Origin of the sequence: Azospirillum sp. TSH58 (assembly GCF_003119115.1) — a bacterium.
In the GTDB taxonomy this organism is placed as follows: Bacteria; Pseudomonadota; Alphaproteobacteria; order Azospirillales; family Azospirillaceae; genus Azospirillum.
Genome location: NZ_CP022369.1, coordinates 461913 through 488289, shown reverse-complemented (window position 1 = coordinate 488289; position 26377 = coordinate 461913). Strand labels below are relative to the sequence as shown.

Here is a 26377-nt window from a genome sequence, read left to right as displayed (position 1 = left end):
TCCGCGACGGAAGGGGTGGACGTCATGCCGACGGCACCTGAAGGCGCCGCCGGCATGACCCTCTCGATCAATGCCAAGGCATTGATCTGCCGGGTTTCACGGCTGGAAAATGATGGAAGTGATCATTTTCCAGCCGTATCAGTCGAGCGAGACGGCGTGGCTGGTCACGCCCGGCCCTTCGCGCAGGCTCTCCAGCAGGGCGATGACCATGTAGATCAGGGTCAGCACGCCGGAGAGCGGGATCACGGCGTAGACCAGCCACATCGGCAGCTGGAGCGCCGGCGTCACCTGGCCGAGCGTGCGCGCCTTGTCCACCAGCAGCCAGCCGCCGCCGCACAGGATCGTCACCGTGAACAGGGCGACCAGCGCCGCGATGGCGATCTCGACGCCGCCGCGCGGCCGGGCCGGCAGAAGATCCACCAGCCCGGTGATGGCGATGTGCCCGCGCTTGCCCAGCACATAGGCCGAGCCGAGCAGGCTGACCCAGATGAAGGCGAAGCGGGCGATCTCGTCCGTCGCCGACGTCGAGACGTTGAGCGCGTAGCGGGCGACGACCTGCCACACCACGCAGCCCAGCATGGCGACCGTCAGCGGGATCGTGATGGCGAGCACGAGGCGGTCGAGCGTGCGGTGGATGGTGTCCAGCATGGGGGCGCTCCTCTGTTTCGACGCGGCGGACGGGCGGGGCGGGGGCTTACTTGACCGACTGGATGCGGTCGGCGAGCGTGGCCAGCGCCGGGGTCGCCTTCAGGTCGTCGTACATGGGCTGCACCACCTGACGGTAGGCCGCCTTGTCGGCGTCGACGAACTTGACGCCCATCTTCGCCGCCTCGCCCTCGGCCTTCTCCAGCTCGGCCGCCCAGCGGGCGTTGTGGGCCTTGGCGCTGTCGCGGGCCGCCTGGCGCAGAAGCTCCTGCTGCTCCGGCTTCAGACGGTCCAGCGTGGAGGTGGCGACCAGCACCACGTCGGGCACGCGGGTGTGCTCGTCGCGGGTGTAGACCTTCATCACCTCGCCGTGGCGGGCCAGCGTCAGGGCGGTCACGTTGTTCTCCGCCCCGTCGACGACGCCGGACTGCAGGGCCGTGTAGACCTCGCCCCAGGCCAGCGGGGTGGCGGTGGCGCCCAGCAGGTTGATCATGCGGGTGGCGATCGGGCCGGGCTGGACGCGGACCTTCAGGCCCTTCAGATCCTCCGGCTTGGCCAGCGGCTTGTTGGCGTAGAAGCTGCGCGTGCCGTTGTCGTAGTAGGCGAGGCCGACGAAGGCCTTGGCGCGGCTGGAGGCCAGGATCTCATCGCCCACCGGGCCGTCGACCACCTTGAAGAAATGGTCGCTGTCGCGGAACAGGAAGGGCATGTCGTAGACGCCGAAGCCCGGCTCGAAGGCGGCGAGCGGCGAGGCGTTGGCGTGCACGAGGTCGAGCGCGCCGTTCTGCATCTGCTCGATCAGTTCGCGCTGCTGGCCGAGCTGGCCGGCGGGGAACACCTTGATGTCCAGCTCGCCCTTGCTGCGCTCGCGCACCAGCTTGGCGAACTCGTCCAGGGAGACGTCCACCGGGTGGCCCTTGGCAAGCCCGTGGCCGAGGCGCAGCGTGGTCTTGGCGGCGGCCGGCCCGGCGAGGGTCAGGCCCAGGACGGTGGCGACGGCCGCGGCGAGAAGGGCGGCGTGGCGGCGGTTCAACGCGAACATGACGAATCCTCCGGTTATCGTGATTTGGCTGTCTGGGTGTGCGGCGACGGCGGCGCCTCGGCTTCGGCGTCGGCCATCGCCCGGTAATGCGCCGCAAGGACGGCGAAGGCCCGCTTGCGGGTGGTCTTGTCCTCGGCGATCAGCCCCTTGCGGTTCCAGCCGCGCTGGAAGGCGGTCTGCCGCCGCTCGGTGCGGAAATCATAGAGGACCCAGGGCGTCATCCCGCGCACGTAGGGGGCGGTGGCGAGGATGGCGAGCTGCTCGCGGTAGACCGCCTCCTGGCAGTCCTCGGTGAAAAGGTCGCGGTCGCCGCCGCGCAAGCCCGCCACCGCGTCCGCGCCGAATTCGGAGATGACGACGGGCTTTCCGGGGGCGGAGTTGGCAAGCAGCCGGCGCAGCCCGTCGAAGGACGGCTCGTACCAGCCGAAATACTCGTTGAGACCGATCACGTCGAGATGGTCGGCCAGCCGGTCGGCGATGGCGAACCGCTCGCGGTCGATCAGGCAGGCCGCGGTCACCAGCCGCGTCGGGTCCAGCTGGCGGGCCAGAGCGGCCAGCCGCGCCATGAAGGACAGGCGGGCGTCGGTGTCGGCGTTCTCGTTGCCGACGCCCCACAGGATCGTGCTGGCCCGGTTGCGGTCGCGGGCGATCAGCTCGGCGAGCTGGTTGGCGGCGTCCTCGTAGGTGTCGGGGTTGGCGAAGTCGATGGCCCAGTAGACGGGAATCTCCGACCACAGCATCAGCCCGACCTCGTCGGCGATGGCCGCCGCCCGCGGGTCGTGGGGGTAGTGGGCAAGGCGCAGAAAATTGCAGCCCAGCGCCTTGGCGTCGGCGCAGCGGCGGCGGATGTCCGTCTCGTCGCTGGTCTTGCCGAGCGCAAGATCGTCCTCATGCACCGAGACGCCGCGCAGGGTGATGTCGCGCCCGTTGAGGAGGATGCGCTCCCCCGCCACGGCGATCTCGCGGAAGCCGACGCGGTCGGCCACGGCATCGGCGCCGAAGCGCAGGGTGACGCCGTAGAGGCGCGGCGAGTCCGGCGACCAGAGTTCGGGGGCGAGGTCGAACTCCACCCGTCCGCGCCCGGCGGTCACGGGAATGGGGGAGGGCGGCAGCAGCCCGTCGATGGCGACGGTCGCCGTGCCGTCCACCAAGTCGGACAGGGCGACGTCCACGGCGACGCGGCGGAAGCCGCTGCCCGGCACCAGCGTCACGCCGAAGTCCCGGATGAACAGCGCGGGCAGCCGCAGCAGCGCGACCGAGCGGTACAGGCCGCCGTAGTTGAACCAGTCGGTGTGGCGCATCGGCACCCGGTCGGTTCGGCGCGTGTTGTCGACCTGGATCTGGAGGCGGTTGGGGCCGGGGCGCAGATGCCCGGTCAGCTCGACGCAGAAGGGCGTCGACGCTCCGCGGTGCGCGCCGAGGAATTGGCCGTTCAGGAAGACGCGCGCCTCGTAGGCGGCGGCGCCGACATGCAGGACGACGCGTTCGTCCGCCTGACCGGGCGTGTGGTCCAGCGTCCGCGTGTACCAGGCCCCGCCCTCGTAATGCCGCCATTCCGGACGCAGCATGTTCCAGCAGGCGGGGACGGGGGCGGTCTGCCACGCGCCGTCGTCGTAATCGCGCGGAACGGTCCATTCCGAGGCCGGCACCGGCTCGTCGGCGTACCATCCCTGGCGCAGCCCCTCGTCGTGGGGGTCGATGGCGAAGCGCCAGTCCCCGTCCAACGACTCGACGGCGCGCCCGGCGACGGTCACCAGGGCCGCGGCGCCCACCCGCCCACGGGCGAAGGCGTCGGCGTACGTTTCGTCATGAAGATGGTCGTAAGGGTCAACGACCGTGGCGCGGTCGGCGCCTTCGGCTGTCATGAGCGTCCTCTCCCTCGTCTTTTTTTCCGCGCCCGCTTTGTCGAAGGGGCGAGGGTGGGCAATTCGTCCGTCCGCCGGCGTCGTTACCGATATCATGGCGGAGGGAAATCGATTACCCTTGCCGAAACAATAGGCGCGCGTGCATCTCTACGCAACCGGTTTTCACGCCGCCCCACCACGCCAACCCTCTTGCGCAAACCGAGGTGCCGATGCCCCCGCCATCCGACCGCAACCGCGCCTCGCGCACGGGGCGTGCGTCGCTCGCCCCGTCGCTCGCCCAGGTGGCGGCCCGCGCCGGGGTGTCGGTCGCCACCGCCTCGCGCGTCATCAACGGCGTTGCGAACAAGGCGACGGAGGAGACGGCGGAGCGGGTGAGGGCGGCGATCCGCGAGCTGGGCTACCGGCCCGGCAGCGTCGGGCGGGCGCTGCGCCGCCGGGAGAGCCGCATCGTCGGCGTCCTGGCGGCGAATCTCGCCAACCCCTCGATGGCGGCCATCGCCTCGTCCATCGAATGGTCGCTGCGCGGGGAGGGGCTGGTGATGTCGCTGTGCGACACGCACGAGCGCGCCGACGTGCAGGACGAGTACATCCGCGAAATGCGCGCGCAGCTCGTCCGCGCGATGATCCTGGTCGGCGCGGTGGACAGCCCGGCGCTGGACGAGGCGCGGGCGGGCGGCGACACGCTGGTCTTCGTGAACCGCCCGGACCCCGGCGACCCGTCCTCTCCCTATGTCGGGCTCGACAACGCGGGCGCGGGGGCGGAGATCGCCGACCGGCTGCTGGAGCGCGGGGCGCGCCGCATCGGCGTCCTGCATGCCTCGCTGGACCGCACCGCCGGTCACTGGCGCCTGCTCGGCCTGTTCGACCGGCTGGCCGCGGCGGGGGTGGACACGGCGGCCATTCCCCGCGCCACCGGGCCGGGGCTGGATCACATCGTGGCCGGCTACCACGCCATGGGGACGATGCTGGAGCTTGCGGACCGCCCGCCGGTGATCGTCTGCCTGAGCGACCTGCTGGCCTACGGCGCCTACCGCCGCGCGCGGGAGGCGGGGTTGGAGGTGCCGGGCGACGTGGCCTTCTTCGGTTTCGACGACAACCCGATCAACCCCTGGATCGCCGACTGGCTGAACTCGGTCCGCGTGCCGTCCGACCATTTCGGCCCGGCCATCGTGGGCATGCTGCACCGGCTCTGGGACGGGGAGGAGCGGCCGGCTCCGCTTCTGCTGACCCACCAGCTGACCATCCGCAACCGGCGCCTGCCGGGCGAGACCGAGCCCGTCCCGGGGCGTTGATCCTGACGTCGACCCCCGTCACCGGAGAGCCTTTGCACGGATCCAATGATTGGATTCGGGGGCCTGCTTCGACCGGCGCGGCACAAATATCCCATAAGATGAGTTATGGAAAATAATTTGCAAAAGTGACCGCCGGGACGGCGCCATCAGACCAATTCACCGCTGCGTTACGGACGTGCCCACATCTGCGCGACGCCTTTGTAACCGGCGATCACGCCATCGGCGTGAACCAGGGTCAGGTCCTGGGCTTGGGCCTGTGCCACCAGCATGCGGTCGAACGGGTCCGGGTGTGACCACTCCAAACCTCCGGCCCGTTCCGCATGCGCCGGATCGATGGCCAGCGGCAGGAAGCTGTTCAGAACAATGGCGGCGCTCGGAGAACCGGTGAAGGCCAGCTTCCCCTTGCTGCTTTTGATCGCGATCTCCCACACGGAGGCCGCGCTCACATAGACGCGATTGTCCGGGTTGGCGATCGCGGCCCGCACCGCCGGGCTGATCGGATCGGCGCCGGCGTCCCACCAGAGGAACACGTGGGTGTCGAGCAGCAGGTCCATCAGCCGCCTGCCCCGTCATCCGGCCCTTCCTCCAGACCGTCACCGGCAAACAGCGCCTCGATCTGCGCGTCGGGATTGTCGAAATCCGGCGCGATCCGGGTGACGCCCAGCGCCCGTGCCGGCTTGCGGGGTTCCGTCACCTTGGGCAGCGGAACCAGCTTGGCCATGGGAACGCCGTTCTTGGCGATGACGAACTCTTCCCCGGCCGCCGCCCGCTCGACGAGGCCCGAGAGGTGCGTTTTCGCCTCATACAGGCTGATATGGCCCATGGCTTCCTCCCCTTAACCAACTTGACCAATATGGATGGCGCCGCTGGTTTGGTCAAGTTGGTCAGAGGTGGCTGGAGGCCGTGACGGAAGCCTTGTGACTCCTGAACAGCAGGAAGCGCACCAGCGTCGTTCCGATCGCTCCCTGGGCGACCGTCAGGGCCGTCACCGCGGCCGCTCCGGTCATGCCGAAGACCGGGATCAGGACGGCCCCGAGCACGATGCACACCGCCAGTTGCAGCAGGTTGAGCCGGCGCAGCGTGCCCCCATGCCCGGTCATGGCCAGCAGAATGTCCTGGCAGGCCAGAAGACAGTGGATCATCTGGCCGACGGCGAGGATGCGCAGCGCCGTCGCCGCGCTGCCGAACCCCTGCCCGACCAGATCGAGCAGCAGTTCCGGCACGATCATCATAACCGACACCAAGGGCAGGCCCAGCGCCGCGACGGTCAGCATGATGCCGCGGTTCATCGCCAGCAGGCGGGACGTCTCGCCGCGGCGATGCAGTTCGGCGTAATTGGGCGCGGCGAAGGTCCCGATGCTGATGACGACGACCCAGACCAGCATGGAGATGCGGTTCGCCACGCTGAACGCGCCGACCGAGGCCGCGTCGACGAACACGCCCAGCGCGAGTACCGGCAGCGACGCCAGCGACACCTGCACCAGTTCGACGACGAACAGGGGAAGCGCCGTGTGCCACAGCGACGGCAAAGCCTCCGCCCGCCCGTCTGAAGGCGCGGCATCGGCAGGCACAGGATGGTCGGTGAAGCGGCGGCGGTCGCGCGCGAGAAGGGCCATCCCGACCGCGACGCTGAGCGTCAATGTCCCGGCCAGAGCGAGAATAAGGGAATCGAGGCTGGAAACCCCCGCCGCCAGAGCGGCGAGCATCAGCACCGGCCACAGCGCGTTCTGCACGAACTGCGCGGCGATTCCCCGCTTGAGCCCTGCCAGGGCCGATCCGATGGTGATGGTCAAGGTCTGCGGCACCAGGGCCAGGGCCGACAGGCGCAACGGTGTCTCAAGGTCGGGCGCCCCGAACAGCAGGTGCGACGCCGGCCCCGCCAGGGCGAAGGCCACCACCGAGGCCAGAGTGGCGGCGAGTCCCGTGCCGATCAAACCGGTCCGCAGGTCGCGGCCGGCCGCCCTCCCCTGGCCGATGGCCAGTTCGGCGGCGATGTGCCGCGTGATCGCCCGTTCGAGCCCCAGCCGCGCCATGGTCGATGCCAGGCCGATCCAGGTCAGGCACAGGAAGAACAGGCCGGCATCATGGGCGCCCAGCGCGCGCGCCGCCAAGATATAGAGGCCGAGCTTGCCGACGACCTCCACCCCGCGCAGCCCGAGGCCGACGGCATAACGCCCGTGGGCACGCCATGTCTGGAGAAGCATCACGCTCTATGGGATAAGGGGTTGTCGCGGAAACGGACGACATCCGCAAACGCGTTGGGACCGGCGGCGATGGGCCGCTCAAGGAGAGCAGGCGGTTGATGACCATGGTGACCAAAAGGCAATGCCGCCGGAATGTCCACCGGAGAGTCCGCGCCGCGTTGATGCTGTGCGCCGCCGCCGCGCTGCTCGGGCAGGGTCGCCCGGCCGCCGCGCAGGGGACGGAGGAATGGCGCGCCATCGACATCCGCCAGGAAATCCGCACCCATTTCGACCGTCTGCCCTATGGCTGGTGGATTCGCGAACCCGAACTGCACCTGAACACCTACGAGGTCGAGGTCCACCTTCCCGAATGGTGGCAGGGCAACCCGACCTCGGCGGTGAACAATCTCTGCCCCGAGCGGCAGAGCCGCATCTGGCAGGTGGCGAAGATCCTGACCTTGCGCCCCTTCTACCGGAATCGGCCCTGGCCCGAGGTCGACTGCCGCCGCTGAGACCGTGAATGCGGGGCCGTCAATGCGGGAGCGTCAATTCCCGCTTGATTGCCCCAGGGCGGCGCGGAGCCGGTCGGCCATGCCGTCGCGCGCCACGAAGATGAAATTGTTGATGTAGACCTGCCCCTTGACGCGGTGGGTGCCCGCCGCGTTCAAGGCCGCACGGGATTGATGGCGGGCCGGGTCGAAGCCGTCCAGCGTGCACAGGCGCCCCGCCAGGACGAAGTAGCCGCGATACCCCAATGGGGCCAGCAGCGCCTGCAACGCCGCCAGGGCTCCGGGATTGTGCCGCTCCTCCGCCTCGATCAGCAGGTTGGGACGGTCGCGCCCGATCAGGGCGAGGCCGCCGCCGACCACCGCGGTCTCATGCCCCTCCACGTCGATCTTCAGGAAACCGACCGGACGGTCGTCGTAGCGGTCCAGCGTCCGCCGCGGAACGGTGACCGTCTCCACCTCCTCGCCATGGGCCCCCACCGCCCCCGCCTCGACCGAGGCCAGAGCGGAGGAGCGCGGAACGTGAAGCACGATGGACCCGTCGCCGTCGCTCAGCGCGCATCCCTCGACCCGCAGCCGGCCGGACGCGACCAGCGGCGCGAACTTGGCTTCGAGCAAGGCCGCGAGTTTCGGATTGGGCTCGAAAGCCGTCACGCTCGACGCGGAGCGGCAGAGCCAGAAGGTGTAAATGCCGCTGTTGGCGCCGATGTCGTAGGCGGCCTCGCCCGGAACGCACAGGGCGGGAAGCAGGCGCAGTTCCGGTTCGGCGTAGTAGGGCGCGAGCCGGTCCCGAAGCCAGGTCAGGCGTCGGAACATCCGCGGATGGCGGTGCTCGATCGCGGCTTTCAGTGAGGACAGTCGGTGGTTCATGGCCTGTGGCTCGGTGGGGCTCGATCGGCAATCGCGGGACCCAACCAAAAGTAGGAGGTTTCGGCAAAAAGCGAATAGCTAAAAATTGAGACAAAATGCTTCAAAAGCCCAACCACCCCATGACAGGGCTACATCGGACGTGGTAAACCCTAGCGGTAAAGTGCCCGATCCACACGCTACGGTACCCATAAAAGATGCTGTCCCAACATCTGGAAAATCGCAGGCAGAGTCAATCAGCCGATCAGCTGGATGGCTCGCCGGCTCAGCAATCGCATGGGGTGCTGTTCTCCAGCGGCGTGTCGGCATTTACGCCACGCGACCTTCTGATACTCGCTTTTTATCACAAGCGCATCATCCTGGTCGTTGCTCTTCTTGCAATCATCGCCGGCCTCACCGCCGCCACCTACGCGCGCACGCGCTACGCCGCGGAAAGCCTGGTCATGATGATGATCGACCGCTCGCACGCGGGGATCAGCGACGTGGCCGGGACCCTGCCCTCCTTCCTGTCGATCGACGGGCTGAAGTCGGTGGACAGCGAGATCCGCATCCTGGAAAGCCGCCGGGTGATCGAGGACACGCTGAGCGCGCTGGACCCGGTCACCCTGTTCCCGGAGATCGCGCGGCCGCGCCTCTTCGGCCTCCTGCCCGCCGACAGCCCGCAGGACCAGCTCGAAAAGGCCATCGACAAGTTCAAGCGCCGCCTTCAGGTGGAGCAGCAGTCCTCCTCCAACATCGTGCGCCTCAGCTTCAGCCACGAGAACCCGGACCTCGCCGCCGACACCGTCAACGCCCTGGCCGACGCCTACCTGAAGCGCCGCCGCGCGATCTTCGACATCCCGCGCTCGCCCTTCCTCGCTTCCGAGCTGGCGCGCCATTCCGACCAGTTGAAGAGCATCGAAGGACAGATCCAGGCGCTGAAGTCCGAGTACGACATCGTCGATCTCGGACAGGAAAGCCTGCTCGCCGCCAACCAGGTGGACAGCATCGTGCAGCGGCGCCGGCAGACCCAGGAGCGCCAGGCCGCCCTCCAGGCGGAGGTCGCGGCGGCCAAGAAGCGGCTCGCCGCCCTGCCGGAACGGGTGTTCGATTTCAAGGAACAGAGCAACCTCACCCAGAACGACGACGACCGCAACGTGCTGCTCCGCCTGGAGCTGGAGCGCGACCGGATGGCCTCGCAGTTCCTGCCCGACTATCCGCCGCTTCAGGAGATTGAGCGGAAGATCAGGACGGTCCGGCAGTCGATGAAGGGCGGCGACAAGCCGGTCTTCAACACCACGCGCGAGGTCCGCAACCCGTCCATCCCCTTCCTGAACAACCATCTGCTGACGCTGGAGATCGAGCAGGACGCCGTGGCCCGGCAGCTCGACGAGTTGAACCGCCAGCACACGGTGGCGGTGGAGAAGGTCGGACGCCTGCGCAAGGCGGAGAGCGAGCTGCGCGACCTGGAGCGCACGCGCGGCGTGATGGAGGACATCTACCGCGACTACGCCCAGCGCACCGAGGCCGCCCGCGCCGAGGAGGAGGCCGCCAAGGTGCGCTTCTCCAACGTCCGCGTGGTGCAGCCGGCGGTGGCTCCGGCGACCGGGACGAGCATGGCGCCGAGCTTCATCATCGCCGGACTGGTCGGCGGCATCCTGCTGGGCGGCGCGGCCGGCGTGCTGGCGACGTGGCTGCGCCAGGTCTACATCCTGCCCCACGAGATCGAGCGCGACCTGGGCGTCCCGGCCATCGCCAGCTTCTCCGACACCGACGGCGAGCTGGTGTCCCCCGGCGCCCAGCAGGAGCTGATCCATCTGGCCGCCCAGCTGCGCGACCACGGCGTCGACGACCAGCCGATGGCCCTGATCCAGTTCGTGACCGCCAACGACGGCGACGGCGACGCCATCGTGGCGCGCGGGCTGGCGCTGGAGTTCGCCAAGGGGCGGGGCCTGCGGACCCTGGTCATCGACCTCTGCGGCGACGGCACCGGCCAGCTGGCGGCGATCAACGCCGGGGCCGATGACAAGACAGACGACAGGGCAGACGGCGAGGCCGACGGCGGAGCCGGCGAGCGGCTGCCGACCATCGACCCGCAGGGGACCGGCGACCTCGAAACGCTGCCCTCCGCCGTTCCGCTGCTCTGGGTGTCGCGGCAGGCGACGGGATCGGCGCTGGGCAGCCTGCGCACCCCCATCGCCCAATCCCGCCAGATTCTGGAACGGCTGAACCAACGCTTTGACATCATTTTGATCCTGTCCCCGCCGATCGGGAACAGCCATCTTGCCCGCCGGCTGTCGCCGATGGTGGACGCCAACATCCTGGTCGCCCGCGCCGAACACACCCGCGCGCCGGTCGCGGCGCGGATGCGCGACTCCATCCTCGCGTCCGGCGGCGACATCGTCGGGCTGGTGCTGACCGGCCGTCACTTCCACATTCCCCAGGTGATCTACCGATGGCTGTGATGCGGGGCTTCCTGTTGGCGGCGTTGCTGGCGCTCGGCGCCTGCACCGGCCAATCCGTAAACCCCAGGGAGGCGATGCCGGAGGGTTTCGCCCGCTGGGAGGATTCCACCCCGCCCTACCGGCTGGGGCCGGGGGACCGCTTCCAGGTCAAGTTCATGCTCGTCCCCGACATGGACGAGGAGGTGATGATCGGCCCCGACGGCTCCGCCGGGCTGCGCATCGCCGGGCAGGTCGATGCCGCCGGGCTGACGCCGGGCGAGCTGGCCACCCTGGTCGAGACGCGCGCGCGGCGTTGGATGCGCGCCCCGCAGGTCAGCATCGGGCTGAAGGAGACCCCGTCCAACCGCGCCTACATCGGCGGCGCCGTCGCCCGCCCCGGCACCTACCTGCTGAACGGCCGCATCGGCGTGATGGAGGTGATCATGCTGGCCGGCGGCTTCGACCGCGAGGCGCGGTACGAGGAGGTGGTGCTGATCCGCCGCAACTCCGAGAACAAGCCGATGCTGCGCACCATCGACACCCGCCGGTTCCTGGAGACCGGGGCGGCGGTCGGCGACGTGCCGCTGGCCGCCGGCGACATCCTGTTCGTGCCGCGCAGCTCCATCGCCGAGACCGGCCTGTGGGTCGAGCAGTTCATCAACCGCGTCGTGCCGTTCGAGCGTGTGTTCAGCTACACGATCGGCCGCCAGACCGGCGGAACCACGACCTTCCCATGATGAAGCCCCCCGCCGGACCGGGACCGGAGCATCCCACCGACACCGTCTTCGGGGTCGCCATCGCCCGCCTCGACGTGGCCGGCGCCGCCCAGGCGATCGCCGCGCGGGCGCCGGCGGAGCCCTTCGCCTATGTCGTGACGCCGAACGCGCAGCATGTGGTGCGGCTTCACAACGGCGAGGACAGCCGCTTCCGCGCCGCCTATGACGGCGCGTGGCTGCGACTGTGCGACAGCCAGATCATGCGGCATCTGTCCCGGCGGCTGTTCCGCAAGCCACTGCCCAGCGCCAGCGGCAGCGACCTGACCGCCCACCTGTTCGCGCACGTCATCACGCCGGACGATTCCATCACGGTGATCGGCGGCAACGACGAGCTGGAGCGCCGCCTGCGCGACCGCTTCGGCCTGACCCGGCTGGCCCGGCACGAGCCGCCGATGGGCTTCTCCGCCGACCCGCGGGAGGTCGAGCGCTGCGTCCGCTTCGTGCTGGACCACCCGGCCCGCTTCGTCTTCCTGGCGGTCGGCGCGCCGCAGTCGGAATGCCTGGCGCTGGCCATCCGGAACACCGGACAGGCCACCGGCGTCGGACTGTGCGTCGGCAGCTCGCTTCTGTTCGTGACGGGACTGGTCGAGCGCGCGCCGCCGCTGTTCCGCCGCTTCGCCCTGGAATGGCTGTACCGGCTGGCCCAGAACCCGCGCGGCCACGCCCGGCGGGTCTTCGTGGATTCCCTGCCGCTGCTCGGCATCGCCCTCTCGGCCTGGTGGTCGGAGCAGCGGGACCGGACGCGGCCGAAGCCGGCGGCGCGCCCATGATCGTCGAGCTGGGAGCCCGGCAGCGCGGCCGCATCCTGTCGCCCGTCCGGGCGGCGGCGCCCCGCCGTGCCCTGCCCCGCTCCCTGACGGTGATGATCCTGCTGGCGGTGCTGCCCCTGTTCGGGCAGAGCTTCCATTATCTGGTCGATGTCCCGCCGCTCTACGCCCTGTCGAAAAGCTGGCCGGTCCTGACCATTCCGCTCGCCGTCTACGCGTTGGCGCAGATCGAGCTGCCGTTCAAGTCGCTGTGCATCGCCCTGCTCGCCTATCTCGTGGCGATCACCCCGGCGGTGTCCATGGTCCAGCTCGGCAACGGGCTGACCGACGCGATGGCGACCACGGTCAAGGTCTGGCCCTTCGCCTATTATTTCTCGCTCGCGGCCCTGCTGACGCTGCTGCGCCCGACGCTGCCGCAGGTGCGCGGCGCGCTGATCGCGCTCGGCGCCGGCACCTTCGTCATCATGCTCGCTCTGTGGCTGGTCGTCCCGCCGGAGGCCTACGCCACCGACCCGCTGAAGAGCAAGCTGCTGATGTACGACGTCGAGCGCGGCCCCCGCATCTTCATGCCGATGTTCTTCGGCGTGCTGTTCCTCTTCTACCTGTCCCGGCGGTTCTGCGCGTACCGGGAATGGTGGACCATCCCGCTGCTGCTGGTCGGGCTGCTGCTGATGGTGCTGATCTACAAGCAGCGCACGGCTCTGGGCAGCGTGGTCCTGGTGGTCGGCTTCGCCATGATCACCTCGGCGCGCGGCTGGTGGCGAATCCTGGCGGTCGGCATGGCCCTGCTGGCGACCGTCGTCCTGGCCGCCGTCTACAGCGCGGATCTCGCCAGCCGGGCCGAGCAGATGCTCGGCGCCTCCCTGTCGATCCGCCAGAACTCCATCGTCCTGGCGCTCGACTTCCTGGAGGTGACGCCGTTGCGCTGGCTGCTGGGGGTGGGCGCCATCACCCGCTTCAGCAACGTGACCCTGGCGGACATCCTGGGCAACAATCAATTCTATCTCGCCGACATCGGCTGGATCGGCGTCGTCTTCGAGTACGGCGTCATCGGCGCGGTGCTGATCGCGGCCTTCTACGTCGCGGCGCTGCGCACCGCCCGCAGGACGGCCACCGGCGACGATCCCATGACCCAGGCGCTGGGCGATTACGTCCTGTTCGCCCTGGCGACCTCCACCATCTACTCCGTCGTCTTCACGCCCGGCGAGGTCGCCAGCGTGATGGCGCTCGCCCTCTTCTGGCGCAACGCCCGCCGGCAGGCCGGCGCCCAGCGCCCCCTTCCCCCGCCGAAACGCCCGGTCTTCAGCGTGGGAAGACCATGACCGCCGCCACCGCCTCCGCATCCCCGGCCATCGTCCGCCGCCGGCCGGCCCATCCGGGTTTCCGTGGCGGACGGTTGAAGGCGATGGGCTATCGCTTCTGCCGCCTTGAACAGGGCCAGGAAACCGCAAGGCGCGCGCAACGGGATTGTTGGACAGTGGCTTTCTGAAATTCGACAAAATGCGACAAACTCGGAGGGATTTCTTGTGACTCTTTGTCGAAATTTATCGCGCCGACGATGGAAATGCTGTCTTAAGCCATTTTAGATAGTATGTTAGTGTTAGGACACCATGACATCTCAACCCATGATAGCGCCGTCATCGCCGTTGCACCGTTATGTCCAGGGTGGCCATCGCCGCGTGGACGGCTGGCTGTCGCGCCTGGACGCCGGTCTGATCGCCACGGTCGGCGTCTGGCAGAGCGCCGAGGGCGTGACGGGGAGCGTCGGCGAGATCGGCGTCCACCATGGCCGGCTGTTCATCCTGCTGGCGCTGGTGCGCAAAGCGGGTGAGCGGGCCTTCGCCATCGATCTGTTCGACGACCAGCAGTTCAACGTCGACCAGTCGGGGCAAGGCGACGAGACGGCCTTCCGCAGCAACCTCGTCCGCTTCGGGATCGAGCCGGCGTCGGTCGAGGTCGTCAAGGGCAACTCCCTGGCCCTGTCCTGGAGCGGCCTCGCCGACCGGCTGGGTCCCGCGGTCCGCCTGTTCAGCATCGATGGCGGCCACACCGCCGACATCACCCGCCACGACCTGGGCATCGCCGACGACAGCCTGGGCGACGGCGGGGTGATCGTTCTCGACGACTACTTCAACCCGGAATTCCCCGCCGTGTCGGAGGGCATGTGCCGCTTCATGGCCGATCGGCCGGGAGCCCTCGCGCCCTTCGCCATCGGCGACAACAAGCTGCTCCTGGCCCGCCCGGATTGGGCCGAGCGCTACCGCGCCATGCTGGTCGGCGCGATGCCGTCGCGCCATTTCGTGCGGGACACCGAACTGTTCGGCCGGCCCGTCACCGTGTTCCGCACGCCGCGGACGCCGATGCAGCTCATCCGGCAGACCGGCCTGACCCGCCGGCTTCGCTCCCATCCGCTGGGACAGGCGCTGAAGCCGATCATCCGCCGCTTCGTGCAGGGGTAAAGAGACCACCATGCGCGACGACGTGCAGGTCCGTTTTCCGGCCGAGGAGCGAAGCGCCGTTCCGGACCCTGCCGCGTCGCCGCCGGCCGCCGCGCCAGATGCCGAGCCGGAGGGTGAGCCGGACATCGCGCCACCCCCCAGCGACTTCGCCGGTGCGCGGGATGGCTGGCTGCACTGGACCCACGGACTGGTCAACCGGCTGGTGAAGGGGACGGACGGGCTCCTCCTGACGCTCGCCGGCCTGGCCGCCTGGGCCGCCTGGGCCGCCCGGACGGACGAGACGTCGCTCGACGACGGGCGCCTGCTCATCCAGGCGGTCATCTTCACGGCCGTCACGCTGGGCGTCTATCTGCGCACCATGACCACCATCGGCGCCTACCGTGTCGAAAACTACCGGCACTGGGGGAAGTCGCTGCTGGACGTGGTCGGCGGCCTGCTGCCGGCCGGAACCGTCCTCTCCCTGCTCGTCTGGGCCTTCCTGCCGGAGGTCGGTCCGTCGGACATGCTCGCCCTGTGGGGCGGGACGGCGCTCGCTTGTATCGGGGCGGGCCGCGTGTTGGCGGCGCAGGGCGTGCGCCTTCTGGAGGAGCGCGGGGTGCTGCGCCGCCGGGTCGTCATCCTGGGCGCGACCGACGTGGCGGAGCGGATGGTCGCTCATCTGGCCCTGCCGGAGCACCGGGCGAACTACAGCATCCTCGGCCTGTTCGACGACCGCGACGCCGACCGCCGGCCGGCGTCCCTGGCCGGCCTGCCGGTGTCCGGCGACCTGACGGACTTCAAGCGCTTCCTGCCGGACAACCGCGTCGACATGGTCGTCATCGCCCTGCCCTGGCGGGCGGCGATGCGCATCCACAGCCTGCGCATGCAGCTTCAGATGATCTCCCTCGACATCCTGATTCCGCTGGACGAGGAGAGCATCCGGCTGCGGCTCGCCAACCTGCGGCACATCGGCGACATCCCGGCCCTGCTGGTGATGCGGCAGCCGCTGCGCGGCATGCAGATCATCGTGAAGCGGATCGAGGACGTCGTCGTCGCCGGCCTCGGCCTGCTCGTCGCCTCGCCCTTCATGCTGGCCGCGGCCATCGCGGTCCGCCTGGATTCGCCGGGGCCGATCATCTTCCGGCAGACCCGCGTGGGCTTCAACAACCGCCCCTTCACGATGCTGAAGTTCCGCACGATGAAGGTGGACGACAGCGACGACGGCGCCGTCGGCACCAGCCGCGACAACCCGCGCATCACCCGCGTCGGCCGCTTCCTCCGCCGCACGAGCATCGACGAATTGCCCCAGCTCTTCAACGTGCTGGCCGGCGACATGTCGGTGGTCGGCCCGCGCGCCCATGTCCCGAACATGCGGGTCGGCAACCAGCGTTACGCCGAGGTGGCGCGCGAATACGCGGCGCGCAGCCGCGTCAAGCCGGGGATCACCGGCTGGGCCCAGATCAACGGCATGCGCGGCGGCATCCACACGGTCGAGAAGGCGCGCGTCGGGGTTGACATGGACATCCACTATATCGAGAACTGGTCGCTATGGCTCGATGCGAAGATCATCATCAGCACCGTGACCACCGGCCTGTTCGGACGCGACGTCTTCTAGGCGCCCTGGCCCTCGCCGCGGGTCTGCTGGCGGGTGGCCTGTCGGATGCGAAAGCGGACGGGCTGCCGGCGCGTCCCCTGCTCGTCTATCACGACAGCTGGTACGAGCGCCCGGCCACCGGCCCGGCCGCGACAACGCTGGCGACGCTCCCCGGCTACATGAATCTGGTCGCCCTGTCCTTCGTCCGGCCGGACGCCTCCTATCCCGGCCGCCTCGACCTCAAGGGGACCGGCCTGCAGTACGGCTTTTCGGGCACGGTGCTGAGGGACGCCATCGCGCTGTTGAAGCGGCGCCAGCCGGACACCCGCGTGCTGCTCGCCGTCGGTGGCGCCAACTACGCGAACTGGGATGGGCTGAACCTCGACGCCCTCGTCCGTCTGGTCAAGGATCTCGGCGCCGACGGGATCGATCTGGATTTCGAGCCGGTGTCCCCCGGCTGCTCGGTCCGGGGGCAGGTGCGCTGCCTGTCCGATGCGGCGTGGCAGGATCTGGTCCCGCGCTTCCGCGCCGCCTTCCCGCGCCCCCTGTTGCTAACCGTGCCGGGCTGGAGCATCGGGGCCTATGGCGAGGGCGCGTTCCGGGACGCCCAGCCGCGTGGCCCACACACCGGATCGATGCTCAACCTGCTGCGCTCCCCGCAGGCGGCGGCGATCGACCTCGTCGCCATCATGGCCTATGAGGGCGGCCCCACCTTCGATCCCTGGCAGGCCTGGCAGGCCTACCGGCAAGTCTGGAAGGGGCCGCTCGCCCTCGGCGTCCAGGTGCCGCCGAGCCAGCTCGGCGGGCCGACCTACACGGTGCCGCTGGCGGAACAGCTCGCCCGGAACGTCGCGCAGGACCCGCTGGGCGGCATGATGCTCTACCCGCTCCTCGGGCGTCCGCCCGGCACGGTCGGGCCGGACAATCCCGACGGCCGCCTGCTGGCCCAGGCGCTGTGCCGCGGGCTGGGCCTCGACGGCTGCGCCGAGGCGCTGCGCTGAGCGGCCCGCCGCCTTTCAACCCTCCCAGCGGTGGGACAGCACGAAGCTGTAGCGCTCAGGGCGGACGTGGAAGACGGCGTGATCCGCGCAGGCGCCGTCCGCGAAGACGGAGCGCCGGATCATCACCAGCACCGGCATCCCCGCCGCCCCGCCGAGCGGTTCGGCGATGGACACGCTGGCCGCCTCGGCCTTGACCTCGACATCGGCGCCGACCACCGGTTTGCCCGTCACCTCCTTCAGGATGGCGTAGATCGGCTTCTCCCCGACCGACGCCCAATCGACGCCCGCCAGCTCCGAAGACAGCAGGCTGCGCCCCAGCGCCACCGGCTCCCCATCCACCAGATGCAGGCGGCGCACCTCCAGGCAGCGCGGACCGAACGCGTCCGTCAGGTCCGGCGGCGTGACGGTCAGGCCCGCCGAAAGAGGGCGCATGCTGGCGTTCAGCCCCTGGAGGCGCAGCGATTCGTGGAAGCTGCGCAGCCGGTCCAGCGGGTGGCGGACCCGCTTGCCCGCCGTGAAGGTCCCCTTGCCCTTGCGCCGTTCGATCAGCCCTTCCGCCTCCAGCCGGTCGAGCGCGAGGCGGACCGTCACCCGGCTGACCGCGAAGCGGATGCCGATCTCGCTCTCGCTCGGCAGGCGGCCCGACGGTTCGAACCGGCCCGCCGCGATCTCCTCGCGCAGACGGTCGGCGATCTGCCGGTAGAGGGCCGTCGCGTTTTCCCGCACCAAACTGTCCCGCACCAAACCGTCCCTCTTCGGGGCCACCGTCCCCTCCCCGCTTCCGGCGAATCCGTCCGCGCCTTGATGCCACCGGAGTCCGGCCGGCTCAAGCGCGCCGATCCTCCCCGAACGCGCCTTCATCCGGTGGGACGCCCTACATGTCTTATATTGTATCATCAAACTTGTTATGCAATGTATTACCCGTCGCGGTGCGCCGCCCCCTTTGCCCGAGGTCCCGTCCCATGAGCGATCCCGTCCCCGCCGGCCACATCGCCCCCGCCGGCCTTTACGAGCGGAACAAGGCCCGCCCCTTCCTCGGGTCAACCGCCTGCTCCCACCGGCGGCTGGTGGCCGGCGAATGGACCGAGGTGACGCTGGTCTACGAGGTCGGCGGGTCGGGTCTCGCCGACGGGGCGGGGATCAAGCTGGCGATGAAGTTCTATTCGGACTGGGCGCTGTTCCAGACCAGCGACCCCACGGCGGCCAACTTCGTCTCCGCCGAGTATGAGGCCGGTCCGCTGGTTCCGGGGCAGAGCCCGGCGACCGTGCAGGCGCTGAAGGTGCGCTTCGACCAGAAGGGGCACGAGCGGCCCTACCAGAAGGCCATCGTCATCGACGTGATCGACGGCTACCTGAATCCCGGCGACCGCATCGCGATCCGGCTGGGCGACCGGCGCCAGGGCGGACCGGGCACGCGGGTGCAGACCTTCGTCGAGCAGGGCTTCCGCTTCCGCGTCTTCATCGACCCGCTGGGCAGCCAGAAATACGCGGAGGTGCCGGGCGACTGCGTGATCGACATCGTGCCGGGCGTTCCCGCCGCCCTGCGGCTGGTCGCGCCGCGCCTGACCGCCCCCGGCCCGGCGTCGCTGCTGCTGCGCGCCGACGACGCCTGGGGCAACTGCTGCCTCGACGCCTCGCTGGACGCCACCCTCACCATCACCGGGCCGGACGGAAAAAGCGCGCGTGCGGTCGCGCTGGCCCCCGACCCGCGGGCGAACGGCTGGCTGGTCCGGCGCGAGGCGCTCGACCTCGGCGCCGGGGAGTGGCGGATCGCCGCGACGGCGCCGGGCCTCGCCCCCGCCGAAGCCTTCATCACCGCGGAGGACGGGGCGCCGCGCGCCGTCTACGCCGACCTGCACGTCCATTCCAACGACACGGTGGGCACCAACGACACCGCCTACAACCTGTCCTACGGGCGCGACGTGGCTGGGCTGGACGTTCTGGGCTACACCGCCAACGACTTCAACGTGACGGAGCGCGCCTGGACCGAGGCGGTCGGCCTGATCGACCGCTACAACGAGCCGGGCCGCTTCGTCTGCTACCCCGGCACGGAGTGGTGCGGCAACTCCGCGGCGGGCGGCGACCACAACGTGATCTTCCTGCGCGACGGCCAGCCGCGCTTCCCGGCGGACGGGCGGGGCCAGCCGGTGCGCTCCTTCGAGTGGAACGAGTCGACCCGCGGCGCGCTGCGTCCCGGCGCCTGGCCGCTCGATGACCTCTACGCCGCGTATCAGGACGACCCGGAGGGCCATCTGCTGATCCCCCATGTCGGCGGGCGGCGCTGCAACCTCGACTGGCACCACCCGGAGCTGGAGCGGCTGATCGAGATCGGCTCGGCCTGGGGCCAGTTCCACTGGGTCTACGCGGAGGCGCTGGCCCGCGGCTACCGGCTCGGCGCCTCGGCGAGCAGCGACGAGCATCAGGGGCGTTGCGGCGGCGGGGCCCCGGCGACCGCGGTGTTCGGGGCGCGCGGCGGGCTGACCGGCGTCTTCGCCGACCGGCTGGACCGCGCGTCGGTGGGCCAAGCGCTGCGGGCGCGGCGGACCTTCGCGACAACCGGGGAGCGCAGCGTCGCCACGCTCCGGCTGGGCGACCGCTGGATGGGCGAAGTCGTGCAGGCCGGCGCCGGGGACGCGCTGGACTACCGCCTGCTCGGCGACCGCGGGTGGGAGAGCCTGCGCCTGTTCGACGGCGACCGGCTGGTCTGGGAGCGCGACCTTCACCGTGAACTGGGCCTGTCGGAGACGAAGATCCGCCTGCGGCTGGGCGGCGCCCGCATCAAGGACCGCTACCGCGGCGCCTATTGGGACGGCGGGATCACCATCACCGGCGCCGCCGTGCAGCGGGTCGAGCCCTTCGGCTTCGACCATCCGGAGCAGGGCTGCTGGCGCCGCGACGCGACCACCGTCGCCATCCGCACCGTCACCCACGGCGACAGCGACGGCGTGGAACTGGCGCTGTCGCGACTGGCCGGCGCGCGCATCCAGGTGCGTCTCGCCATCGGCACCTACGTGAAGGTCGGCAACCCGCTGACCCCGCCGCCCAACCCGCACGCCCCGGAGGCGGTTCTGGACATCGACGGCGATGCGTTGCTGGCCGACGCGGACGCCGGACGGGTCACACGGGTGCTGCCCGGCACGGAACTGGAGGTGACGGTGGAACGGGTCACCGAGGCGCCGCTGCCCCGCGATCTCGCCGGGCGCATCCCGCTCGCCGACCTCGCCCTCGCCCCGGGCCACGAGCATCCGCTGTTCCTGACCGCGCGCCAGCGCGACCAGTCGCGGGTCTGGACCTCGGCCCTGTTCCTGACGCCGTGAGCCGGTCGCCCGGCCCCTTGCCAAGTCCGCAGTGGCGGGACGGAGGGCGTCCGGGTATAGGGTCGCCCTGACGACGCCCCGCCCTGTCCCGGACGGCGGGGCACAGCCACGGGAAGACCGGTGACCAGGGAGCGCAGGCGGGCAACGGCGGTGGAGGTGGCCAAGCTGGCCGGGGTGTCGCAGTCGGCGGTCTCGCGCTGCTTCACCGACGGGGCCAGCGTCTCGCCGCAGATGCGCGCCCGCGTCCTGGCGGCGGCGGAGCGTCTGGCCTACCGCCCGAACGCCATCGCGCGCAGCCTGACAACCCAGCGCACCAACCTCGTCGGCGTCGTCATGGGCGACCTCGACGGCCCGTTCCAGCCCTACCTGTTCGAAGCGCTGACGCGCGGGCTGGCGACTCTCGGCAAGCAGCCGCTGCTGCTGCGCGGCGACCCGGCGGACGGTCTGGGCGGCGCCTCGATGGCGGCGCTGGACTATCAGGTCGACGCCGTCATCGTCACCGCGGGAAGCGTGTCCCCCGCCACCGTGCGCGCGGTGATGGAGCTGGGGGCGCCGCTGCTCCTCTACGGGCGGGCGGTGGAGCAGGACGGGGTGGACAGCATCTGCTGCGACAACCGGCTGGGCGCCGCGCTGGTCGCCGAGGCGCTGGTCGCCGCCGGGCACCGGCGGATCGCCTATCTGGCGGGCCGCCCCACCGCCTTCTCCGAACAGGAGCGCAACGCCGCCTTCCGCGCGGCGCTGGACGGGCTGGGCGTGCCGCTGGCAGCACTGGGACAGGGCGACTACGGCTACGACAGCGGATACCGCGAGGCGCTGCGGCTGCTCGGCGGCGATCCGCGGCCGGACGCCCTCTTCTGCGGCAACGACGTCATGGCCTTCGGCGCGCTGGACGCGGCGCGCACCGCGCTCGGCCTACGGGTGCCGGAGGATGTCTCGATCATCGGGTTCGACGACGTGCCGATGGCCGCCTGGCCAAGCTTCGCCCTGACAACCGTCCACAACCCGGTGGACGGCATCGTGACGACCCTGATGGGCATGCTGGAGCGCCGCCTCGCCGAGCCGGAGGCCGGGCCGGTCCTGCACCGTCCGGCCCCCCGGCTGGTGCGCCGGGGGTCGGCCCGGCTGTAGTCTCCGGCGGTGGAAAGGAGGCTCAGCGGGGCGGCCCCACCGCTTTGTCCAGCGCCTGGGCCAGCGCCGCGTCGTCGTAGGGCTTCGGCAGGTGGACGCCGCCATCGGGCGCCCGGTCGGCCCCCGACGCGAAGACGACCGGCAGCGCCGGATGGCGTTTGCGAAGCGCGGCGGCCAGTTTCTCGCCCGACATCCCCGGCAGGCTGATGTCCGTCAGCAGCGCATCGACGGGCTGCGTCTCGGCGATCGACAAGGCCTCCTCGGCGTTGCCCGCCTCGACGACCGAATGGCCGAGCCCGGTCAGCATCTCCACCGTGACAAGACGGATCAGCGCATCGTCCTCCACCAGAAGCACGCGCAGGCCCTGACGGCCGGCCACCGGCGCCGGCGCGGGCTCGGCGGACGGCCTCGGTGCCGCCCCCAGGCCTCCGGACGTCCCTTTCGCCCTCTGCTGCTGGTTGCGCAGGACATGCCGGACTTTGCGGGCCAGCGCCTCGCGGGTGTAGGGCTTGCTCAGCAGCTCGACGCCGAGATCAAGCCGTCCGCCGTGCACGATCGCGTTCTCGGTGTAGCCCGAGGTGAACAGGACCGCGATCCCCGGCAACCGTTCCTTCGCGCGGCGCGCCAACTCGGGGCTGCGCAGCGGTCCCGGCATGACGACGTCGGTGAACAGCAGGTCGATCGGCACGCCGCTTTCCACGATGGCCAGCGCGCTCTGCGCATCCCGCGCCTTGAGCACGCGGTAGCCGAGATCGGACATCATCTCGACCACGGTCGCGCGCACGTCGTCGTCGTCCTCGACCACCAGCACGGTTTCCGACCCGCCCGTCTCCGGCCCGTTGTCGATCACCGTCACGACGTCCTCGGCCTGATGCGCGCGGGGCAGATACAGGCGGACCGTGGTGCCCTGGCCGGGCTCGCTGTAGATCTTGACGTGCCCGCCCGACTGCTTGACGAAGCCGTAGACCATGCTGAGGCCGAGGCCGGTGCCCTGCCCCTCCGGCTTGGTCGTGAAGAACGGCTCGAAGACGTGATCCAGCACGTCCGGCGGAATGCCGCAGCCGGTGTCCGTCACCGCCAGCATGACATACTGGCCGGGCGTCACCTCAGCGTGCCGGGCGGCGTAGGGATCGTCGAGGAAGGCGTTGCCGGCCTCGATGGTCAGCCGTCCATGGCCGTTCATGGCATCGCGGGCGTTGATCGCCAGATTGAGCAGCGCGTTCTCGACCTGGCTCTCGTCGGCGAAGGTGGTCCACAGGCCGCCCACGATCACGGTCTCGATCTCGACGCCCTCGCCGAGCACGCGGCGCAGCATCTCGTCGAGGCCCCGGACGAGCCGGCCCAGATTGACCACGCGGGGGGCCAGGGGCTGGCGGCGGCCGAAGGCGAGGAGCTGGGCGACCAGCTTCGATCCCCGGCTGACGCCGCTCAGCGCGTTCCGCAGACGCTGCTCGGCGCGGTCGTTCCCCGCGACATCCTTCGCCAGGAGCTGGAGGTTGCCGGAGATCACCTGGAGAAGATTGTTGAAGTCGTGCGCCACCCCGCCGGTCAGCTTGCCGACCGCGTCCATTTTCTGGGCCTGGCGAAGCTGCGCCTCGGCCTGTTCCCGTTCGGCGATGACCGAGGCGATGCGCTGCTCCAGCAGATCGTTGAGCCGCTTCTGGGCGTCCTCGACCTCCTTGCGCTCCGTGATGTCGATCACCGAACCGATGTAGCCGAGGAACCCGCCGTCGGGGTCGAAGCGGGGGGCGGCGGCGTCGATCGCCCAGCGGTAGACCCCGTCGGTCCGCCGCAGCCGGTATTCCAGGCGGAACGCCTCCCCCTTGGCATTGGCGGCCAGGAACACGTCCTCGGCGGCCTGCCGGTCGTCGGGATGAATGGCGTCCAGCCACCCGAAACCCAGCCCCGTGTCGGGGGTCTGGCCGGTGAACTCGTACCAGGACTTGTTGAGATAGGTGCAGGAGGCGTCGAGTTCGGTGACCCAGACCATCACCGGGGCGTGGTCGGCGAGGTTCCGGAAGCGCGCCTCGCTCTCGCGCAGCGCGTTGTCCGCTTCGCGGCGCAGGCGCACCATGGCCAGGGCGGTGTCGACGCGGGCGATCAGCTCGCGCGCCGAGAACGGCTTGACCAGATAATCGTCGGCGCCGGCCGACAGACCCTCGACGCTCGCCTCCTCGCCGGCGCGGGCCGACAGCAGGATGACCGGCAGGTCGCGCAGGTCGGCGTCCTCGCGGATCGCCCGCAGCAGGCCGAAGCCGTCCAGCACGGGCATCATGATGTCGGTCAGCACGAGATCCGGACGGTTCGCGCGCAGCGCCGCCAGGGCGGCCTGACCATCGGGCACCGCCTCGACGGTGTAGCGGCCATTCAGCAGGCGGCTCACATAATCGCGCATGTCCGCGTTGTCGTCGGCCAGCAGCAGGCGCGGACACTCGCCCGTCTCCCGCGCCGCCATCGTCTCGGCGGCGCCGATGAACGGAGCCGGCGCTTCTCCTTCGGCGGCGGCCTCCGTCCCGGGCAGCCAGCGCAGCGCCTCCTCGACGAAGGTCTGCGTGCGCGCACCGCCCGGCGCGCCGGTCGGCTCCGACAGGATGCGCTCCTGCGGCAGGTGGGCGGTGCCGAACGGAAGGACGATGATGAAGGCCGACCCGCGCTCCGGCGCGCTCTCGACCCGGATCGTCCCGCCATGCAGCTTGACGAGTTCCTGGACGAGGGCGAGACCGATGCCGGTGCCCTCGTGGCTGCGCCCCCGCGCGCCTTCGACCCGGTGGAAGCGCTCGAACAGGCGCGGCAGTTCGGATTCGAGGATGCCGGTTCCGGAATCGCGCACCACCAGCTCGGCCCCCCCGGCGACCGGCCTCAGGGACACCGCGATTCCGCCTTCGAAGGTGAACTTGAAGGCGTTCGACAACAGGTTGAGGACGACCGTCTCCCACATGTTGCGGTCGACGTGGATCGGCGCGGGCAGCGGCGGGCAATCGACGGTGAGGCTCAGCCCGGCCCTCTCGCAGGCCGAGCGGAAGCCGCTCGCCAGCTCGGCCGTGTAGGAGGCGAGGTCGGTCGGCTCGTAGCGCGCCTGGGTCCGTCCGGCCTCGATGCGCGAGAAGTCCAGGAGCGCGTTGACGAGCTTGAGCAGGCGCTGACCGTTGCGATGGACCACCATCAGGTCCTCGCGATGGTCCGGCATACGCTCCGGCTCGGCCTGCAGCACCTCCTCCAGCGGCCCCAGCATCAGGGTCAGCGGCGTGCGGAACTCGTGGCTGATGTTGGAGAAGAACACCGTCTTGGCGCGGTCGATCTCGGCCAGCATCTCAGCCCGTTTGCGTTCGGCCTCGTAGGTCTGGACGTTGGTGATGGCCGCGGCGATCTGCCCCGCCACCAGCCCTAGGAAGCGCCGGTAATCGTCGTCGAACAGGCGGAACGGGTTCAGCCCGACGACGAGAAGGCCGGCCCGGCCCGTCTCGCCGCTGGCCGGAATCGGGATGGCGGCGGCCTGGGCGGGCGGGCGACGCCAGACGCCGGGCGGCAGGTCGGCGCCGAACGCTGCCGCCAGATCGCCGACCACCACCGGGTCGTGGAGCGTCGGGGTGAACGGCCACACCGACGTGCCGTCCACCGCCAGCGCCTCCGGAGCCGCGGGGTGGCCGCGCTCGATGCCGCAGGACCCGGCGAGGACCGCGCTGGCGCCGTCGGACTCGGCCACGTAGAGCAGCGCGAAGGGCAGGTCCCGCGGGTTGGTGGCGAGCGCCTGGGCGCTGCGCTCGCACACCTCCGGCAGGGTCCGGGCGTCGGCGGTGCCGGCCGCCAGATCGCGCAGCAGGGTGAGCTGCCGTTCGCTGATGATCCGCTGCGTGTCGTCGGTGTTGGCGCAGATGATGCCGCCGGGGCTGCCGTCGTCGTCGGGGACCGGGCTGTAGGAGAAGGTGTAGTAGGTCTCCTCCGGATAACCGTTGCGCTCCATGAGAAGGAGCTGCCCCTCGACGTAGGTCCCCTCGTCCCCCGTCATGGCGGTCGCCAGCATCGGGCCGATGTCGCCCCAGATCTCCCGCCAGACGACCGACGTCGGGCGGCCGAGCGCCCAGGGATGCTTGCCGCCGATGATCGACTTGTAGGGATCGTTGTAGAGATAGATCAGGTCCCGGCCCCAGCCGATCCAGATGGGCTGGCGGGAAGTCAGCATGATCCGCACCGCGGTCTTCAGGCTGCGCGGCCAGTCCTCGGGAGGGCCGAGCGCCGTCGACGCCCAGTCGAACGCGCGCATCTGCGCCCCCATCTCGCCGCCGCTGGCGAGGAATTCGGGAGCGGCGGAGATGTCGGTCTCGTTGGACATGCGCAGACGTCCCGTCCTTCCTGTTCTCATTCCCCCTACAACAGGGGCATGGCCATTGGTGCACAAGCGGGACGCCACTTTAAGCTGATCGGGGCCGTGGCTGCGAGAAACGATTTGATAGCCCAATGGCCATAGGCCGACGCTCCAGGCCGGGATGGACCGGAGGATTTCAGACTGTTCTCCTGCAATCAGAGGGGGGCCGC

Annotated in this window: 20 protein-coding genes; 11 read left to right on the top strand and 9 right to left on the bottom strand. The window is 70.1% G+C overall.

From position 1 onward, the window contains the following. Positions 1–138 precede the first annotated feature (138 nt). The 3 genes from TSH58p_RS32470 to TSH58p_RS32460 are packed head-to-tail and all read right to left on the bottom strand — an operon-like array spanning position 139 to position 3552. Positions 139–648 carry a TRAP transporter small permease gene (locus tag TSH58p_RS32470; protein WP_109069822.1) on the bottom strand — a complete coding sequence of 170 codons (510 nt, stop codon included), beginning with the start codon at positions 646–648 and terminating at the stop codon, positions 139–141. A gap of 46 nt (positions 649–694) precedes the next feature. Continuing rightward, entirely contained in the window at positions 695–1687 is a 993-nt protein-coding gene (locus TSH58p_RS32465; protein ID WP_109069823.1) for a TRAP transporter substrate-binding protein, read from the bottom strand. A 14-nt stretch (positions 1688–1701) separates the two neighbouring features. Then, a complete protein-coding gene (locus TSH58p_RS32460) occupies positions 1702–3552 on the bottom strand; it encodes a glycoside hydrolase family 2 protein (protein ID WP_158282595.1) in 1851 nt (616 codons plus the stop codon). Positions 3553–3761: 209 nt separating this feature from the next. Here TSH58p_RS32460 and TSH58p_RS32455 point away from each other — a divergent pair, with 209 nt between their 5' ends. Beyond that, positions 3762–4844: a LacI family DNA-binding transcriptional regulator gene (locus tag TSH58p_RS32455; protein WP_109069825.1), complete on the top strand. Its 1083-nt coding sequence runs from the start codon at positions 3762–3764 to the stop codon at positions 4842–4844. A 167-nt stretch (positions 4845–5011) separates the two neighbouring features. On the opposite strand, the gene TSH58p_RS32450 is transcribed toward TSH58p_RS32455, so the two are convergent. The 3 genes from TSH58p_RS32450 to TSH58p_RS32440 form a co-directional block, all read right to left on the bottom strand. After that, complete coding sequence (locus TSH58p_RS32450; protein ID WP_109069826.1) at positions 5012–5398, bottom strand: type II toxin-antitoxin system VapC family toxin; 387 nt, start codon at positions 5396–5398, stop codon at positions 5012–5014. Beyond that, positions 5398–5667 carry a type II toxin-antitoxin system Phd/YefM family antitoxin gene (locus tag TSH58p_RS32445; protein WP_109069827.1) on the bottom strand — a complete coding sequence of 90 codons (270 nt, stop codon included), beginning with the start codon at positions 5665–5667 and terminating at the stop codon, positions 5398–5400. Before TSH58p_RS32445 ends, TSH58p_RS32450 begins: the two co-directional genes overlap by 1 nt. Positions 5668–5728: 61 nt before the next feature. Then, a complete protein-coding gene (locus TSH58p_RS32440) occupies positions 5729–7048 on the bottom strand; it encodes an oligosaccharide flippase family protein (protein WP_109069828.1) in 1320 nt (439 codons plus the stop codon). A 98-nt stretch (positions 7049–7146) separates the two neighbouring features. Between TSH58p_RS32440 and TSH58p_RS32435 the strand changes: the two genes are divergently transcribed. Further along, the gene (locus tag TSH58p_RS32435; RefSeq protein WP_247874012.1) at positions 7147–7539 is read left to right on the top strand and encodes a hypothetical protein; all 393 of its coding nucleotides are present in this window, start codon (positions 7147–7149) and stop codon (positions 7537–7539) included. A 33-nt stretch (positions 7540–7572) separates the two neighbouring features. Here the strand turns inward: TSH58p_RS32435 and TSH58p_RS32430 are convergent, their stop codons facing one another. Next, entirely contained in the window at positions 7573–8403 is an 831-nt protein-coding gene (locus TSH58p_RS32430; protein WP_109069829.1) for an FkbM family methyltransferase, read from the bottom strand. A gap of 278 nt (positions 8404–8681) precedes the next feature. Between TSH58p_RS32430 and TSH58p_RS34390 the strand changes: the two genes are divergently transcribed. From TSH58p_RS34390 to TSH58p_RS32395, 7 genes are all read left to right on the top strand, one after another. Beyond that, positions 8682–10844: a hypothetical protein gene (locus TSH58p_RS34390; protein ID WP_247874013.1), complete on the top strand. Its 2163-nt coding sequence runs from the start codon at positions 8682–8684 to the stop codon at positions 10842–10844. Then, positions 10835–11560: a polysaccharide biosynthesis/export family protein gene (locus TSH58p_RS32420; RefSeq protein WP_247874014.1), complete on the top strand. Its 726-nt coding sequence runs from the start codon at positions 10835–10837 to the stop codon at positions 11558–11560. The genes TSH58p_RS34390 and TSH58p_RS32420 overlap by 10 nt, the downstream gene beginning before the upstream one ends. Continuing rightward, positions 11557–12369, top strand: coding sequence for a WecB/TagA/CpsF family glycosyltransferase (locus tag TSH58p_RS32415; protein WP_109069832.1), 813 nt, complete (start codon positions 11557–11559; stop codon positions 12367–12369). Before TSH58p_RS32420 ends, TSH58p_RS32415 begins: the two co-directional genes overlap by 4 nt. Next, positions 12366–13688 (top strand): hypothetical protein, encoded by a 1323-nt coding sequence (locus tag TSH58p_RS32410; protein WP_109069844.1) that lies wholly within the window; start codon positions 12366–12368, stop codon positions 13686–13688. The genes TSH58p_RS32415 and TSH58p_RS32410 overlap by 4 nt, the downstream gene beginning before the upstream one ends. 303 nt (positions 13689–13991) lie before the next feature. Beyond that, positions 13992–14825 carry a class I SAM-dependent methyltransferase gene (locus TSH58p_RS32405; protein ID WP_247874015.1) on the top strand — a complete coding sequence of 278 codons (834 nt, stop codon included), beginning with the start codon at positions 13992–13994 and terminating at the stop codon, positions 14823–14825. Between the two features lie 10 nt (positions 14826–14835). Beyond that, entirely contained in the window at positions 14836–16419 is a 1584-nt protein-coding gene (locus TSH58p_RS32400) for an exopolysaccharide biosynthesis polyprenyl glycosylphosphotransferase (protein ID WP_109069834.1), read from the top strand. Continuing rightward, positions 16353–17399 (top strand): glycosyl hydrolase family 18 protein, encoded by a 1047-nt coding sequence (locus TSH58p_RS32395; protein WP_247874016.1) that lies wholly within the window; start codon positions 16353–16355, stop codon positions 17397–17399. The genes TSH58p_RS32400 and TSH58p_RS32395 overlap by 67 nt, the downstream gene beginning before the upstream one ends. Before the next feature lie 15 nt (positions 17400–17414). Here the strand turns inward: TSH58p_RS32395 and TSH58p_RS32390 are convergent, their stop codons facing one another. Continuing rightward, positions 17415–18140, bottom strand: coding sequence for a GntR family transcriptional regulator (locus TSH58p_RS32390; protein ID WP_247874017.1), 726 nt, complete (start codon positions 18138–18140; stop codon positions 17415–17417). A 221-nt stretch (positions 18141–18361) separates the two neighbouring features. Between TSH58p_RS32390 and TSH58p_RS32385 the strand changes: the two genes are divergently transcribed. Further along, the gene (locus tag TSH58p_RS32385) at positions 18362–20716 is read left to right on the top strand and encodes a hypothetical protein (protein ID WP_109069836.1); all 2355 of its coding nucleotides are present in this window, start codon (positions 18362–18364) and stop codon (positions 20714–20716) included. A 120-nt stretch (positions 20717–20836) separates the two neighbouring features. Then, on the top strand, positions 20837–21844 hold the full coding sequence (locus TSH58p_RS32380) for a LacI family DNA-binding transcriptional regulator (protein WP_109069837.1): 1008 nt from the start codon (positions 20837–20839) through the stop codon (positions 21842–21844). A 22-nt stretch (positions 21845–21866) separates the two neighbouring features. Here the strand turns inward: TSH58p_RS32380 and TSH58p_RS32375 are convergent, their stop codons facing one another. Then, complete coding sequence (locus TSH58p_RS32375; RefSeq protein ID WP_247874018.1) at positions 21867–26174, bottom strand: response regulator; 4308 nt, start codon at positions 26172–26174, stop codon at positions 21867–21869. Positions 26175–26377 lie beyond the last annotated feature (203 nt).

Coding starts and splice junctions, on each gene's coding strand:
- TSH58p_RS32400 (WP_109069834.1), top strand. CDS start 14,836: ATGCGCGACGACGTGCAGGTCCGTTTTCCGGCCGAGGAGCGAAGCGCC.
- TSH58p_RS32450 (WP_109069826.1), bottom strand. CDS start 5,398: ATGGACCTGCTGCTCGACACCCACGTGTTCCTCTGGTGGGACGCCGGC.
- TSH58p_RS32385 (WP_109069836.1), top strand. CDS start 18,362: ATGAGCGATCCCGTCCCCGCCGGCCACATCGCCCCCGCCGGCCTTTAC.
- TSH58p_RS32470 (WP_109069822.1), bottom strand. CDS start 648: ATGCTGGACACCATCCACCGCACGCTCGACCGCCTCGTGCTCGCCATC.
- TSH58p_RS32410 (WP_109069844.1), top strand. CDS start 12,366: ATGATCGTCGAGCTGGGAGCCCGGCAGCGCGGCCGCATCCTGTCGCCC.
- TSH58p_RS32440 (WP_109069828.1), bottom strand. CDS start 7,048: ATGCTTCTCCAGACATGGCGTGCCCACGGGCGTTATGCCGTCGGCCTC.
- TSH58p_RS32395 (WP_247874016.1), top strand. CDS start 16,353: ATGGCTCGATGCGAAGATCATCATCAGCACCGTGACCACCGGCCTGTT.
- TSH58p_RS32460 (WP_158282595.1), bottom strand. CDS start 3,552: ATGACAGCCGAAGGCGCCGACCGCGCCACGGTCGTTGACCCTTACGAC.
- TSH58p_RS32465 (WP_109069823.1), bottom strand. CDS start 1,687: ATGTTCGCGTTGAACCGCCGCCACGCCGCCCTTCTCGCCGCGGCCGTC.
- TSH58p_RS32445 (WP_109069827.1), bottom strand. CDS start 5,667: ATGGGCCATATCAGCCTGTATGAGGCGAAAACGCACCTCTCGGGCCTC.
- TSH58p_RS32430 (WP_109069829.1), bottom strand. CDS start 8,403: ATGAACCACCGACTGTCCTCACTGAAAGCCGCGATCGAGCACCGCCAT.
- TSH58p_RS32375 (WP_247874018.1), bottom strand. CDS start 26,174: ATGTCCAACGAGACCGACATCTCCGCCGCTCCCGAATTCCTCGCCAGC.
- TSH58p_RS32435 (WP_247874012.1), top strand. CDS start 7,147: ATGACCATGGTGACCAAAAGGCAATGCCGCCGGAATGTCCACCGGAGA.
- TSH58p_RS32455 (WP_109069825.1), top strand. CDS start 3,762: ATGCCCCCGCCATCCGACCGCAACCGCGCCTCGCGCACGGGGCGTGCG.
- TSH58p_RS32405 (WP_247874015.1), top strand. CDS start 13,992: ATGATAGCGCCGTCATCGCCGTTGCACCGTTATGTCCAGGGTGGCCAT.
- TSH58p_RS32415 (WP_109069832.1), top strand. CDS start 11,557: ATGATGAAGCCCCCCGCCGGACCGGGACCGGAGCATCCCACCGACACC.
- TSH58p_RS32420 (WP_247874014.1), top strand. CDS start 10,835: ATGGCTGTGATGCGGGGCTTCCTGTTGGCGGCGTTGCTGGCGCTCGGC.